Annotated in this window: 16 protein-coding genes; 7 read left to right on the top strand and 9 right to left on the bottom strand. The window is 61.7% G+C overall.

Annotated features, from left to right (window positions below):
- Position 1: 1 nt before the first annotated feature.
- Entirely contained in the window at positions 2-814 is an 813-nt protein-coding gene (locus RAK1035_RS08285; RefSeq protein ID WP_037298015.1) for a quinoprotein dehydrogenase-associated SoxYZ-like carrier, read from the bottom strand.
- Between the two features lie 99 nt (positions 815-913).
- Between RAK1035_RS08285 and RAK1035_RS08290 the strand changes: the two genes are divergently transcribed.
- Positions 914-1945, top strand: coding sequence for a quinoprotein relay system zinc metallohydrolase 2 (locus RAK1035_RS08290; protein WP_008281630.1), 1032 nt, complete (start codon positions 914-916; stop codon positions 1943-1945).
- Positions 1946-1951: 6 nt separating this feature from the next.
- On the opposite strand, the gene RAK1035_RS08295 is transcribed toward RAK1035_RS08290, so the two are convergent.
- Positions 1952-2446, bottom strand: coding sequence for a hypothetical protein (locus tag RAK1035_RS08295; RefSeq protein WP_008281631.1), 495 nt, complete (start codon positions 2444-2446; stop codon positions 1952-1954).
- A 250-nt stretch (positions 2447-2696) separates the two neighbouring features.
- Here RAK1035_RS08295 and RAK1035_RS08300 point away from each other — a divergent pair, with 250 nt between their 5' ends.
- The 5 genes from RAK1035_RS08300 (at position 2697) to RAK1035_RS08320 (ending at position 7702) form a co-directional block, all read left to right on the top strand.
- Positions 2697-3809, top strand: coding sequence for an S-(hydroxymethyl)glutathione dehydrogenase/class III alcohol dehydrogenase (locus RAK1035_RS08300; protein WP_008279651.1), 1113 nt, complete (start codon positions 2697-2699; stop codon positions 3807-3809).
- Positions 3810-3924: 115 nt separating this feature from the next.
- On the top strand, positions 3925-5727 hold the full coding sequence (xoxF5, locus tag RAK1035_RS08305; protein WP_008281632.1) for a lanthanide-dependent methanol dehydrogenase XoxF5: 1803 nt from the start codon (positions 3925-3927) through the stop codon (positions 5725-5727).
- Positions 5728-5809: 82 nt separating this feature from the next.
- Positions 5810-6346, top strand: coding sequence for a c-type cytochrome, methanol metabolism-related (locus RAK1035_RS08310; protein WP_008281633.1), 537 nt, complete (start codon positions 5810-5812; stop codon positions 6344-6346).
- Positions 6330-7157, top strand: coding sequence for a substrate-binding domain-containing protein (locus tag RAK1035_RS08315; protein ID WP_037298020.1), 828 nt, complete (start codon positions 6330-6332; stop codon positions 7155-7157). Before RAK1035_RS08310 ends, RAK1035_RS08315 begins: the two co-directional genes overlap by 17 nt.
- On the top strand, positions 7154-7702 hold the full coding sequence (locus RAK1035_RS08320; RefSeq protein ID WP_008281635.1) for a PQQ-dependent catabolism-associated CXXCW motif protein: 549 nt from the start codon (positions 7154-7156) through the stop codon (positions 7700-7702). The genes RAK1035_RS08315 and RAK1035_RS08320 overlap by 4 nt, the downstream gene beginning before the upstream one ends.
- Before the next feature lie 69 nt (positions 7703-7771).
- Here RAK1035_RS08320 and RAK1035_RS08325 read toward each other — a convergent pair whose 3' ends face one another.
- The 7 genes from RAK1035_RS08325 to RAK1035_RS08355 form a co-directional block, all read right to left on the bottom strand.
- Positions 7772-8587: a quinoprotein dehydrogenase-associated SoxYZ-like carrier gene (locus RAK1035_RS08325; RefSeq protein WP_008281636.1), complete on the bottom strand. Its 816-nt coding sequence runs from the start codon at positions 8585-8587 to the stop codon at positions 7772-7774.
- A 1-nt stretch (position 8588) separates the two neighbouring features.
- Positions 8589-9107, bottom strand: a complete 519-nt coding sequence (locus tag RAK1035_RS08330) for a DUF3280 domain-containing protein (protein ID WP_008281637.1) — start codon at positions 9105-9107, stop codon at positions 8589-8591.
- 111 nt (positions 9108-9218) lie between these two features.
- Positions 9219-10403: an amino acid aminotransferase gene (locus RAK1035_RS08335; protein WP_008281638.1), complete on the bottom strand. Its 1185-nt coding sequence runs from the start codon at positions 10401-10403 to the stop codon at positions 9219-9221.
- The gene (gene sseA, locus RAK1035_RS08340; protein WP_008281639.1) at positions 10403-11254 is read right to left on the bottom strand and encodes a 3-mercaptopyruvate sulfurtransferase; all 852 of its coding nucleotides are present in this window, start codon (positions 11252-11254) and stop codon (positions 10403-10405) included. The genes RAK1035_RS08335 and sseA overlap by 1 nt, the downstream gene beginning before the upstream one ends.
- A gap of 80 nt (positions 11255-11334) precedes the next feature.
- A complete protein-coding gene (locus RAK1035_RS08345) occupies positions 11335-11595 on the bottom strand; it encodes a hypothetical protein (protein WP_008281640.1) in 261 nt (86 codons plus the stop codon).
- 16 nt (positions 11596-11611) lie between these two features.
- Positions 11612-12088 carry an SsrA-binding protein SmpB gene (gene smpB, locus RAK1035_RS08350; protein WP_008281641.1) on the bottom strand — a complete coding sequence of 159 codons (477 nt, stop codon included), beginning with the start codon at positions 12086-12088 and terminating at the stop codon, positions 11612-11614.
- Positions 12089-12135: 47 nt separating this feature from the next.
- The gene (locus tag RAK1035_RS08355; protein ID WP_008281642.1) at positions 12136-12792 is read right to left on the bottom strand and encodes a GntR family transcriptional regulator; all 657 of its coding nucleotides are present in this window, start codon (positions 12790-12792) and stop codon (positions 12136-12138) included.
- Between the two features lie 137 nt (positions 12793-12929).
- Between RAK1035_RS08355 and dctP the strand changes: the two genes are divergently transcribed.
- On the top strand, positions 12930-13916 hold the full coding sequence (dctP, locus tag RAK1035_RS08360; protein ID WP_081506887.1) for a TRAP transporter substrate-binding protein DctP: 987 nt from the start codon (positions 12930-12932) through the stop codon (positions 13914-13916).
- Positions 13917-13974 lie beyond the last annotated feature (58 nt).

The following is a 13974-nucleotide window of genomic DNA, read 5'->3' on the forward strand; positions in this document are numbered from 1 at the left end:
ATCAGGAGGCGCTGGCCTTGGGCAGCACCTCTTCAAACACATTGCCCTCTGTATCTTCGGCGCGGATGCGAAGATCGGGCGTGCCGTTGTCTGTATAGCTAAAGCGGAACACCGGGTCCTCGGAGATGGAAATGCCACCTGTCAGGGAAAAGAGCATCTCGTCACCCTGCCAGACGGTCAGATCCTGAATGAAATGCGCCGGCACGAAAAGCTGGGTGATCTGGTCGCGTTGCAGGCCCGAGTAATTGGGGTGGCGGATCATCAATTGCGCATCGCGACGGCTGCCGATCTGCACCGGCGCGCTATCGAAATGGCGCAGACGCATTTCGCCCATATGGGCAAGCGCCACCTCGGGATCGCGGGTGGCGGGGGCGGCACAGCCACCGGCGGCCTTGACGAACCGCCCGTCGAGATAGCTGGCGCTGGCGGTTTCGGCAATGACGCGCAGATTGGAATAGGCGTTGACGCGCACCCGTGCCTCAAAGCTGAGCGGGGCCATGGCAGGGCCAAATTTGATTTCAGCAGCAAGCGGGGCCGGGTTTTCATCGACCACGATCTTGAGCGTGGTGATCGGCCCCACGCTCTGATCGGTTTGGGTGACGACCACGGGCACGGTGGCCGCGTCATGGGCGCGGTAGGGCGCATCGACGGCAAAGACCGCACCGGGGCTGAGTGCCTTATTTGCGTCGAGAATGTCGGCGCGCAGATAGTCCCAAGTCTCGCCATCTTGCAGCGGGTTGCGCGGCTCTTCGGCAAGGGCTGCGGTGCCGAGCGTCAGGCTCAGGCAAAGGGCGGTCATGGGAAATCGGGTCATCTGGGCCTCCGGATCGGGCATACTCGCACTATTGGACAGTATCACGGATCGGATGCGGGTTGTATCAACCTTTGGTAGCAGTTTTGCGCGGAGTCCGAGATGTTCGAGATCGTTCTGAGCCTCTGTCTGTTGGCCAATCCCGAGACTTGCGAGACCCGGCTTTTGCCGGTGGGGGCGCAGGATTGTGCGCAGGCCGTAGAGCGGGCCGAAGAGATCGCACCGGATTGGGGTGATGCGGTGATCGCGGGGCCGTTTGATTGCGTTGCGCGGCCCAATAGCGGGATGGCGTTCGCGCAGATAGCGCCGGGCGTCTTTGTGCATCGCGGGCAGGTGGCGGACGTGACGCCGGACAATCTGGGCGATGTGGCCAATATCGGATTCATCATCGGGGAAGACAGCGTTGCGGTGATTGATGCGGGCGGTAGCCGTGCGGTGGGCGAGGCGGTTTATCTGGCAGTGCGGCAGATCACCGAGAAGCCGATTTCGCATCTGATCCTGACCCATATGCACCCCGATCATGTGATGGGGGCTGAGGTGCTGATCGAGGCGGGGGCGCAGGTTGTCGGGCATCGCAAGCTGGGGCAAGCGCTGGCGGCGCGGGCCGAAACCTATGAGACCAGCTTTGCCCGGCTGATGGGGGCAGGGTTCATCGGAAGCCGGGTTCCAACGGTGGGCGAGGGGATCGCAGACCGGGCCGAAATTGATCTGGGGGGCCGTATGCTGGATCTGGTGGCTTGGGAGACCGCACATAGCGAGAGCGATGTGACCGTGTTCGATCGGCAAACGGCGACGCTCTTTACCGGCGATTTGGTGTTCGACGCGCACAGCCCCGCGCTTGATGGCTCGGTTCTAGGATGGTTGCGGGTGCTTGAGGCGATGGGCGCGCCCGCGCCTGCGCGCATCGTGCCGGGGCATGGCGGGCCGGTGCTGGAGTGGCCTGAGGGGGTCGTGGATTTGCGGCGTTATCTGGAGGTCTTGCGCGATGAGACGCGGGCGGCGGTGTCGCAAGGTCTGCGCCTTGGCGAGGCGATTGAGACGGTTGGACAAAGCGAGGCGGCGCGTTGGGCGCTCTTTGATCTTTTCCACCCGCGCAATGTGACGGCGGCCTTTACCGAGCTGGAATGGGAGTGACGCGCCTTAGTCGGGGACGTGCGCCGCCAGAATCTGCGCCAGTGCATAAAGCCGCTTTTCCAACAGGACCGGCGTTTCACAGGCATAGGTCAGCGACCGGCGGCGATCATCAAACACGCGCGCGCGCCAATCAAGATCCTCTTCCAATTGGTCGATGCGGTCGAAGTCGGGGCTCTCGGCCTTGGTGAGCGTGGCGATTTCACCGCGCAGCGCTTCGATTTCCTCGGCCATGCGCGCCTGATTGCGGGCGTAGCGGGTGATACCGCCCATGATCTCGCCCCGGCGCTGATTGAGGCGGTCAAACACGTCAGAGAAGATTGCGGTGTAGTCGTCCTTGGTCAGATTCGGCGCGGCGTCGACCGCTGATTCGGCCTCTTCCAGGGTGAGTCGGCGCAGCGCGAGCCGTTCTGCCAGCCGCGCGGCTTCGGGCGAGAGAACCGGCGTGGCGGCCTGATTCTCAGGCGGATGGGGCCACATCACCGCCGCAGAAAGTGTATCCACGCGCCGCTGAATGCAGGGCCACTCGGGGTCATTTAATCCTGCGGCGAAAACTGGAGATAATCCAGTAATAACAATGGCTAAGGCGGCAATAACTGGTCTCATCCCGTCCTCTACGACTAAGGTCTTACTGAGTTATGGCGTAATCTTGGCACATATTGTCACAGGATGAAACAGGCTGGTTTGAAAAGTATTTTTGACGTCAAATCGCCTAAAGGTTGTATCCTCCGGGATGCAAGGGAGGACAGACTGAATGCGCACACGTGCTGCGGTTGCGGTTGAGGCAGGCCGCCCGATGGAGATCATGGAGGTGAACCTTGAGGGTCCGAAGGCGGGCGAGGTTCTGGTGGAGATCAAGGCGACGGGCCTGTGCCACACCGATGATTTCACCCTGTCGGGGGCCGATCCCGAGGGGGCGTTTCCGGCCATTCTGGGGCATGAGGGCGCGGGCGTTGTGCTCGAGGTGGGCCCCGGTGTCACCAGCCTGCAACCGGGCGATCACGTCATTCCGCTTTACACGCCCGAATGCCGTGAATGCGAATACTGCCTCAACCCGAAAACCAACCTGTGCCAGAAAATCCGCTCGACCCAAGGCCAGGGCGTGATGCCCGATGGCACCAGCCGGTTTTCGATGCTGGATGGCACGCCGATCCTGCATTACATGGGCTGCTCGACCTTTGCCAATCACACGGTCCTGCCCGAGATTGCGCTCGCGAAGGTGCGCAAGGATGCGCCCTTTGACAAGATTTGCTACATCGGCTGCGGTGTCACCACGGGCGTGGGGGCGGTGATCAACACCGCCAAGGTCGAGATCGGCAGCCGGGCGATTGTGTTCGGTCTGGGCGGCATCGGCCTCAACGTGCTGCAGGGGCTGCGGCTGGCGGGGGCGGATCAGATCGTCGGCGTCGATATCAATCCGGGCCGGATCGAGATGGCGACGCGCTTTGGCATGACCGATTTCGTCAACCCCAAGGAGGTTTCGGGCGATCTTGTGGCGCATCTTGTGGCGCTGACCGGCGGGGGGGCGGATTACACATTCGATGCCACCGGCAATGTGGGCGTGATGCGCACGGCGCTCGAGGCGGCGCATAAGGGCTGGGGCGAGAGCATCATCATCGGTGTGGCACCTGCGGGCGCGGAAATCAGCACGCGGCCGTTCCAACTGGTCACGGGGCGCAGCTGGCGCGGCACAGCCTTTGGCGGCGCGCGCGGGCGCACGGATGTGCCCAAGATTGTCGATTGGTACATGCAGGGCAAGATCGAGATCGACCCGATGATCACCCACACCATGCCGCTCGAGGATATCAACAAAGGGTTTGAGCTCATGCACGCCGGCGAAAGCATCCGCAGCGTGGTGATTTACTAAGTGCTATCCCAAAGAGGGGCCGCGACCAAAAGAATGTGACCCGGTTCCATCGCAGAGGAGGGCGGTGCGGGCCGGGATGACAGAAACGACTGAAGTTTTATCCAGGGAGGACAAAATGAAGAAATCACTCTTGATGTCGGCGGCGTTCTTTGTCGGCGCATCCGGCATGGCCACGGCCAACAGCGATCTTCAAGCGCTGATTGACGATCCAACGCAATGGGCGATCCAGACCGGCGACTACGCCAACACCCGCTATTCCGAGTTGGAACAGATCAACAAGGACAACGTTGGCAAATTGCAGGTCGCCTGGACATTTTCCACGGGCGTGCTGCGTGGGCATGAGGGCTCGCCGCTGGTGATCGGGGACATCATGTATGTACACACGCCCTTTCCCAACATCGTTTATGCGCTGGATCTGAGCAACAACGGCAAGATCATCTGGAAATACGAGCCCAAGCAAGATCCCAACGTGATCCCGGTGATGTGCTGTGACACGGTCAACCGGGGCGTGGCCTATGCGGATGGCAAGATTTTCCTGCACCAGGCTGATACCACGGTTGTGGCGCTGGACGCCAAGAGCGGCGAGGTCAAGTGGACGGCGGTGAATGGCGATCCGTCCATTGGCGAGACCAACACCGCGACCGTGCTGCCGGTCAAGGACAAGGTGATCGTGGGCATTTCCGGCGGGGAATTCGGCGTGCGCGGTCATACCACCGCCTATGACATGAACACTGGCGAACTGGTGTGGCGCGCCTATTCCATGGGGCCAGACAGCGATACGTTGATTGATCCGGAAAACACCACCCATCTGGGCAAGCCGGTGGGACCGGATTCGGGCACGAACACCTGGGAAGGCGATCAGTGGAAGATCGGCGGCGGCTCGACCTGGGGCTGGTATTCCTATGATGCGGAGTTGGACCTGTTCTATTACGGCACCGGCAACCCCTCGACCTGGAACCCGGCGCAGCGGCCCGGCGACAACCGCTGGTCGATGACGATCATGGCGCGTGACCCCGATGATGGCAAGGCCAAGTGGCTCTATCAGATGACCCCGCATGACGAGTGGGACTATGACGGTGTCAACGAGATGATCCTGACAGATCAAGAGGTTGACGGGCAAATGCGCAAGCTCTTGACCCATCCGGATCGCAACGGTCTGGCCTATACGCTGGATCGCGAGACCGGCGAATTGCTGGTGGCCGAAAAGTTTGACCCGGTCGTCAATTGGACCACGGGTGTGGATATGGACCCGGCCTCGCCAACCTATGGCCGTCCGGCTGTGGTGGCGGAATACTCCACCGAGCAGAATGGCGAGGATGTGAACTCGACCGGCATCTGTCCGGCGGCCTTGGGCACCAAGGATCAGCAGCCGTCTGCCTATAGCCCCAAGACCGGTCTTTTCTATATCCCCACCAACCACGTCTGCATGGATTACGAACCGTTCCGTGTGAGCTATACCGCCGGTCAGCCCTATGTGGGCGCGACGCTGGCGATGTATCCCGCACCGGGCAGCCATGGCGGCATGGGCAATTTCATCGCTTGGGACAATATCGAGGGCAAGATCAAGTGGTCGATCCCCGAGCAGTTCTCGGTCTGGTCGGGGGCTTTGGCGACCGCTGGCGATGTGGTGTTCTACGGCACGCTTGAGGGCTATCTCAAGGCGATTGATGCCTCGAGCGGCGATGAGCTTTACAGCTTCAAGACGCCGTCGGGGATTATCGGCAACGTGATGACCTATGAGCATGGCGGCAAGCAATATGTCGGCATCCTGTCGGGTATCGGCGGCTGGGCCGGAATTGGCCTTGCGGCGGGTCTGACCGATCCGAATGCCGGTCTGGGTGCTGTGGGCGGCTATGCGGCGCTTAGCGACTATACGGCGCTTGGTGGTCAGTTGACCGTGTTCAAACTGCCGGATTGATCGCGGATCTGACCCAATGACAGGCGGCGCGGCATCTGAATGTGTCGCGCCGCCGCACCTGAGAACCCAGAAGGAGTTACGAATGTTGACGCCCCGCCGCCTCTTGTCCGCTGGTCTGACCGCATGTCTGGCGCTTGTCGCGCTGCCGGTCCTTGGCGAAGAGGCCCCGTCGCCCGATGATCCCAAATTTGCCGCCTCTTACGAACAGGACGGGCTGTATTTCACCGCTGATGATATTCCCACCTTTAACGTGGCCGAGGATGGCACGGTGGACTGGCAGACGTTTTCAGGGTTTCGTCGCTATCATGCGGAATGCCATGTCTGCCACGGGCCGGATGGTGAGGGCTCGACCTATGCCCCCGCGCTAAAGGAGTCGGCGGTGGCGATGGATTACTACGACTTTTACGGCGTTGTGGCTGAGGGGCGCCAAAAGGTGAACGCCTCGGAGAATTCGGTGATGCCGTCCTTTGGCACCAACCCCAATGTGATGTGCTATCTGGATGACATTTACGTCTACCTCAAGGCCCGCGGTCTGGGGGTGGTCGAGCGTGGTCGTCCGGCCAAGAAAGAGGCGAAATCAGAGGGTATACAGGCGGCAGAAGATGCGTGCATGGGCTAAGGCGCTTGGTTTGGCTGTCGCGCTTTTGCCCGGAGTGGCTGGGGCGCAGATGGCAGAGCTGGTTTCGCAATCGGCATTTCGGGTCTGTGCCGATCCGGCCAATGATCCGATGTCGACCGAAGCCGGGACCGGGTTTGAGAACCGCATTGCCGATCTGCTTGCTGCGGAATTGGAACGGCCAGTTGAATATAGCTGGTTTCCGATGGCGACGGGTTTCGTGCGCCGGACCTTGGGCGAAAAACGCTGTGATGTGATCATCGGGTTCGCGCAGGGGCATGAGTTGGTGCAGAACACCAATCACTACATGACCTCGGTCTATACGCTCATCCTGCCTAAAACGGGGGAGTTGTCGGATGTGGTGACGCTGGCCGATCCACGCCTCAAGGGTAAGGTGCTGGGCATCGTTGCGGGCAGCCCGCCGGGCACGCATATGGCGCGCAACGGGCTGATGGCCAAGGCGCGGGCCTATCCGCTGTTTGTGGATCGGCGGGTGCAGTCGCCTGCGAGTGATATGTTGCGCGATCTAGAGGCCGGAGAGATTGCCGCAGCCGTGCTCTGGGGCCCCATCGGCGGGCCGTTGGTCAAGCGCGAGCATCCCGATTTGCAGGTCGTGCCGCTGTTGCACGAGGTGGGTGCGCCCAAGATGTTCTACCGGATCACAATGGGTGTACGGCTGGGCGAGGATCAGTGGAAGCGGGAATTGAATTCGCTGATCCGGCGCAATCAGGCGGAAATTGATGCGATTTTGAATGACGCAGGCGTGCCGCTGCTCAATGACATGGGCACAGAGGCCAAGGTGCTCTCACAATGATCCGGGCAGGTCTGGCCGTGCTGATGCTGCTGGCCGGACCGCTCGCGGCGCAGGGGGTGGCCGAGCCGGAGGAGTACCGCGGAGAGCCCTATCGCGCGCCGGTGCCCGAGACCTTGGCGGGCGCGGTGGTGGTCGATGCCACGGCTGCGCATGTGCTGTGGCAGAGGGGCGAGGTGGCGTTTGTGGATGTGCTGCCGCGCGCGCCCAAGCCTGTAAACCTGCCTGCCGGCACGATCTGGCGCGACAAGCCTCGGCTGTCGATCCCGGGGTCGGTGTGGTTGCCCAACACCGGCTATGAGCGGATTGCCCCCGAGACAGAGGCGTATTTGCGGGACGGTCTGGCAGAGGTGACGGCCGGGGATAGCGGCCATCCTGTGCTGTTTTTTTGCCTCGAGGACTGCTGGATGTCCTGGAACGTGGCCAAGCGGGCGCTGGAGATGGGATATACCAAGGTTTACTGGTTTCCAGAGGGCACGGATGGCTGGGCGTTTGAAGACTATCCGCTGGAAAAGATCGACGCGAGACCGGGGGAGCCGGGGACGTAGGGCGAAGCCCACGTTGATGGCTGTTGCCCCGCGCGGCTCAGCCCCTAGCTCTGCCTACACCTTTCCCCCTCAATACGCCGCAAGGCTGGTGCGGGCGCTGGTCGTCGTGCCGTCGGTATCCCGCAGGGTGACATTTGCTGTCGTGGTGCCTGTCGGAATCGAAACACGCAGGCGCGGATTTTCCGAAAGGGAAATGCTACCGGTCATTGTCAGATAGGGGGCGTTGTCGAGGTTGATTTCCAGCTCATCCACCACGCGCAGGGGCGTGAAAAGCAGGGAGATTTGATCCATCGCCAGACCCGAATGGCTGGGGTGGCTGATATCGACATCAAGCGCGTGGACCTTGCCTGAGAGCGCGGCAAGGCGGGTGTTCACGCTCTTGCTGGGGGCTGTGAGGTCAGGCAAGAACGCCAATTCCATCTCTCCCAAGTTGGCCAAAGCTGCGACCGGATCGGTGCCCGGCGGTGCAGCACAGGCACCTTGACCAGAGGTTTTAAGGAATGCCTCGGCCATGTGCCGCTCGCCCGCATCGGTGAGCGCCACAAGGTGCAATGGGGTTTGACCGTTGAGGCGGGTGGTGAGGCTGAAGGCGAATTCGGCCTGTGGCGCGGCAAGATGGAATTCGGCGGCCACGGGGGCGGGGTTCTCGTCGATCACCAGCGTCACAGTTGTGATCTTCTGTCCCGGCGGCGCGACGATGTGCCCACCCAACACAGTGCGCGCATCGTCTGTGGCGCGATACGGCGCGTCGAGCGAGACATGCGCGCTCTGCACCACGAGGGGCGCATCGCCATAGAGGGCGGATTGAATGTCAGGCCAAGCGGACTGCGCCAGAGCCGGGCCAGAGAGCATCGCAGCCGCAAGGGCCAAGGCCAAACGTGTCATGTCATCCCTCCACAAACATATGGGTCTTGAAGATATAGCGCATGCCGCGCAGCCAGGAATCGTCAGTATTGGAGCGGATGTCGACCGCGCGGGCGCGCACCACCTCGCCGCTGGGCACAGCGCGCAGCACAAGGTTCATCGACAGGATCAGGTTCGAAACCTTCTGCACCTCGCCCACCAGCACGTAATCGGCATCCAGCCGCGCCGCGAGGCGGGTTTCGCAGCCGTAGCAATCGGCGGGGTTGGTGACGGTGGCAAGATCGGTGGTGATCGGGTCCAAATCTAGCATTGCAAAGCCGGTTTCGGCAAAACGGGTCTTGACATAGTCCTGAACCAGCGCGAGGCGCGCGGTTTCATCGGCGCGCACCGGGTTGTATGCGCCCTCGGTCGAGGTGTCGATGAAGGTGATCCCGAGAAAGGCCACAGAGGCACCATCGCGCAACGGAACGAGCCCCTGCGCCGTCGCGGTGGAAGCCGACAGAAATCCGGCCAAAAGCCAGAGGAAAAGCGCCCGTGTCATGCGGGCATGTTATGCCGGGTCCGGGCGGTGCGCTATGCGACTTTGGGCGGAGGTCAGAAGACGGGAGATCCCCGGGTCAGGCCCGGGGATAACGCCAATGGGAGGGGCGCTTTAGACGCCCACCTCGATCATCGCCTTGGCCAAAATGGGCACGGTGCGGGCGTTAAGCCCGGCGATGTTGATGCGGCTGTCGCCAATCATGTAGATCGCGTGCTCTGCGCGCAGGCGTTCGACCTGTTCGGGGGTCGCACCAAGGCGCGAGAACATACCGCGATGCTGCGCGACAAAGCCAAACCGGTCCGAGCCAGAGAGGCGCTGCAACTCTGCCGCCAGCGTTTCGCGCAGCTTGAGCATACCAAGGCGCACGTCTTCAAGCTCTGACTGCCAATCGGCGCGCAGGGCGGGATCGGTCAGCACCATCGTCACCAGCCGTGCGCCGTGATCGGGCGGGAAGGAATAGTTTTGACGATTGAGATAGGCGAGGTTGCCTTGGGTGACTTTTTGCAGGCTCTTGTCCTGTGCGACGGCCATCAGAATGCCCGTGCGCTCGCGGTAGATGCCAAAATTCTTTGAGCAGCTGGCGGCGATCAGCATCTCGGGGCAGTTTTCCGCCACGAATCGCACAGCGGCGGCGTCCGCCTCGAGCCCGTCGCCAAAGCCCTGATAGGCGATGTCGATCATCGGCAGCGCCCCGCGCGCGTTGAGCAGATCCACCACCGCCCGCCATTCGGTCATGTTGAGATTGGCACCCGTGGGATTGTGGCAGCAGCCGTGCAAAAGCACCACATCCCCTGCGCGCAACCCGTCCAGATCCGCCATCATGCCGGTGAAATCGACGCCGACGGTTTCGGGGTCGAAATAGCGATACATCACCACCTCGATTCCCATATGGGCAAGGATGCTCAGATGGTTGGGCCATGTCGGATCAGAGACAAAGACGCGCCCCCCGGGGTTGGCCATCTTGACCAGATCAAACGCCTGCCGCACGGCACCGGTGCCGCCCGGCGTCGCAATTGCCGACACCTGATCGCGCGCAACCGCATCGCCCAGAACGAGCGCGATCATCGCATCGGCAAAGGCTGGATCACCGGCAAGGGCGGTATAGGCCTTGGTGGTCTCTGCCTCCCAGAGCTGTTTTTCCGCAGCCTTGACCGCGCGCATGACCGGGGTCACGCCCTCGGGGGTTTTGTAGACACCGACGCCAAGGTCGATCTTGGTCTCGCGCGGGTCCTCGCGGAACGCCTGACCAAGGGCCAGAATCTTGTCAGCGGGTTTTTCTTTCAAGGCGTCAAACATCAAACTTCTCCAGTGGCGACGGGCAGGGTGGGGAAGGCGCCCCATTCGGTCCAGGACCCGTCATAAAGCGCATGGTCGGTCTTGCCGATCCGTTCCAGCGCCAGATTGATAATCGCGGCGGTTACGCCAGAGCCGCAGGAGGTGATGACCGGCTTGGTCATATCCATCCCGGTGGCGGCAAAGACGGCGCGCAGGGCATCTGCGTCTTTCATGGTCATGTCGGCGTTCAAGAGGTCCGTATAGGGAACATTCTTGGAGCCGGGGATATGGCCTGCGCGCAGACCGGCGCGGGGCTCTGGCGCTTCGCCACGAAAGCGGGCGGCAGAGCGGGCATCGAGGATTTCGTAATCCCCGAGTTTGGCGGCTGCCGCGACTTGGGTCACGTCCTTGACCATCTGGTTCTGGCGTCGCACGGTCATGTGGCGATCGCGGATGATGGGGGGCATGTCCTCGATGGCGCGGCCCTCGGCCTGCCACTTCGGGAAGCCGCCATCCAGAACGGCGATATTGTCCTGTCCCATCAGCCGGAAAAGCCACCAGACGCGGGCCGCAGAAAATAGCCCCTTGGCGTCATAGACCACCACCTGATGCCCGTCACCCACGCCCATGGCGCGCAGTTTGGACATGAATTTTTCAACCGGCGGGGCCATATGCGGGAGTTCCGAGCGCGCATCGCTGATGTCGTCGATGTCAAAGAACCGCGCGCCGGGAATATGCGCCGCCTCATATTCCGCGCGTCCACTGCGCCCTTCGGCGGCCATGAACATGGTGCCGTCAAGAATGCGCAGGTCGGGGTCCTTGAGATGGGCCGCCAGCCAATCGGTGGAAACAAGCGTTTTCGGATCGTCCATGGCGATTTGCCCCCCGGTTCAAACGCTTTCTGCCTACAGTCTGAAGGGAAAAAGGGCAAGACTGTGCAGCGCCGGTGTGGTTATCGGCGCAAGAGGCGGGCGATAGCGCGAAGTGCCCATAGGGTGACGATGCCGCCGGTGGCGGTGACGGCAACAAGCCGGATCAGATAGGCCGTGTCACTGCCTGTGGCCGGGGCATGGCTCAGGATATATGCGCCAGCCGCCCCGCCAATCGCGCCCATGCCCGCCTGCAAAAGCCAGCCCAGACGCGGCGAGAGCCCAAGGCCTGCGGCGATCATTGCCGCCGTTGCCCCAGCCAGAAGCGCGATCAGCAATTCCATCCAGCGCCCCCTCGGCCTAGCCGTGATCCTTGAGCAGGCGCTGTTTTTGCCGGGCCCAGTCGCGCTTGGCCTCGGTTTCGCGCTTGTCGTGGTTCTTTTTGCCCTTCGCGATACCGATCTTGAGCTTGGCCATGCCGCGATGGTTGAAATAGAGCACGAGCGGCACAAGGGTCATGCCCTTGCGTTGGGTCTCGCTCCAGAGCCGGGACAGTTCCTTTTTGGACACAAGCAATTTGCGCCGCCGCTTTTCGTCATGGCCAAAGGTCTTGGCCTGCTCGTAGGGGGCGATATAGGAGTTGACCAGCCAAAGCTCGCCGTTTTCCACCATGGCGTAGCTCTCGGCGATATTGGCGCTGTTGACGCGCAGGGATTTCACCTCGGAGCCGCCAAGGATTATGCCGCATTCGAGATCGTCCTCGATGGCATAGTCGTAGCGCGCACGCCGGTTCTCGGCGATCACCTTGTAGTTCGGATTTTCCTTTGCCTTGGCCATTCCGCTTACCTAATGGCGCGCGCGGGCACTGTCCAGCGGGGGCGAAATCATTCCGCCGCGCGGCGCAGGCTGGCCATGAGAAGATGGAATTTCTCGCCCTGAATGGCGACATGGCCGCGCAGCACCGTGGCGGCGCGCTCAGCCTCTCCGGCGCGGAGTGCGGTGACCACGGCCTCGTGTTCGGCCATGGATTGCGCCATGCGCCCACGCAGGCGCAATTGCATCCGGCGAAACGGTTTCAGGCGGCGGTGCAGGCGCAGCGCCTCTTGCTCCAGAAACCCGTTGCCTGCGTGGCGATAGATCATGTGATGAAACCGCTCATTCTCGCGGTAATAGCTATCTGCGTCGTCGGCGGCGATCGCTTCGGTGCAGCGGGCATTGGCGGTATCAAGATCGGCGAGCGCTGATTCCGAGATGCGATGCGCGGCAAGGCGGCCACAGACGCCCTCGATCTCGGCCATGGTTTCAAACATTTCCATCAGTTCGACAAGGCCGGGCTGGCGGATGAAAACCCCCCTGCGCGGGATTTGCACGGCAAGGCCTGAGGCGACAAGCCGTTGCAATGCCTCACGAATCGGGGTGCGCGAGACATTGAATTGACGTGCAAGGCGGATTTCATCCAGCCGATCCCCATCGCTGAAATCACCGGTAAAGACCAGTTCTTCCAACGTGTCAGCGATCATGTCTGCGCGGCGTATCTCCATAAAAAAATCCTAGCGAGGGCAGGGTTTGTGCGCAAGTGGGAAACTCTTGTATACAAAAATCTTGACTCTGAATTCAAAACACCAAACACTCTCCGACACGGTCCGGGCCACACGTTCGGGCAGAATGGGAGGAAGATATGAACAAGATGACTTTCACGGCGGCGGCGGCTGCCGGGATGATGCTGCTGAGCAGCGCAGCTTTTGCCACCGAACTGCGCCTGTCGCATCAGTGGTCGAACAATGACGTGCGCCACAAGGTTGCACAGATTGTGGCCGATGAAGTGGCGGCTGCCGGTGTCGATCTCGACATCAAGATCTTTGGCTCGGAGTCGCTCTTTAAGGCGCGCGAGCAGTATACGCCGCTGAGCCGGGGTCAGCTTGATATGACCGTGCTGCCGCTCAGCTATGCGGGGGGACAACAGCCCGCTTACAACCTCACGCTGATGCCGGGTCTGGTCAAGAACCACGATCACGCCGCGCGTCTGTCCGACAGCCCCTTCATGGAGGCCGTAGAGGCCAAGATGGCCGAAGATGACGTGATGGTTCTGGTGCATGGCTATCTGGCTGGCGGCTTTGCCAGCACGGGCAAGTGCATCACCAAGCCCGAGGATGTTGCGGGCATGCAGACCCGCGCGGCTGGCAAGGCATTCGAGCAGATGCTGGCGGGTGCGGGCGCGTCGATCGCGTCGATGGCCTCTTCCGAGATCTATAACGCGATGCAAACCGGCGTTCTGGATGCGGTCAACACCTCGTCCTCGTCTTTTGTGTCATTCCGCATCTATGAGCAGGTGAAATGCTACACGCCAGCGGGGGATGTGGCGCTGTGGTTCATGTATCAGCCGCTCTTGATGAACAAATCCACCTTTGACGGTCTGAGTGCCGAGCAGCAGGCGGCGCTGATGGCGGCGGCGGAAAAGGCCGAAGCCTTCTATCTTGAAGAGGCCAAGAAAGAAGATGCCGCGTCGGTGCAGGTGTTCAAGGATGCCGGTGTCGAGATTGCGTCGATGACCGAAGAGGATTTCGCCGCGTGGCGGGCTCTGGCGGCTGAAACGTCCTATAAGGAATTCGTTGCCAGCGTGGCCGATGGGCAGGCGCTGCTTGATATGGCGTTCGCGGTCGAGTGATCCGCTCAGGCTGCCGCGCCTTATCTGCGCGGCAGCCAACTTCCTACTCCCCCCTGAC

It is taken from the genome of Roseovarius sp. AK1035, from assembly GCF_003288315.1.
Classification (GTDB): Bacteria; Pseudomonadota; Alphaproteobacteria; order Rhodobacterales; family Rhodobacteraceae; genus Roseovarius; species Roseovarius mucosus_A.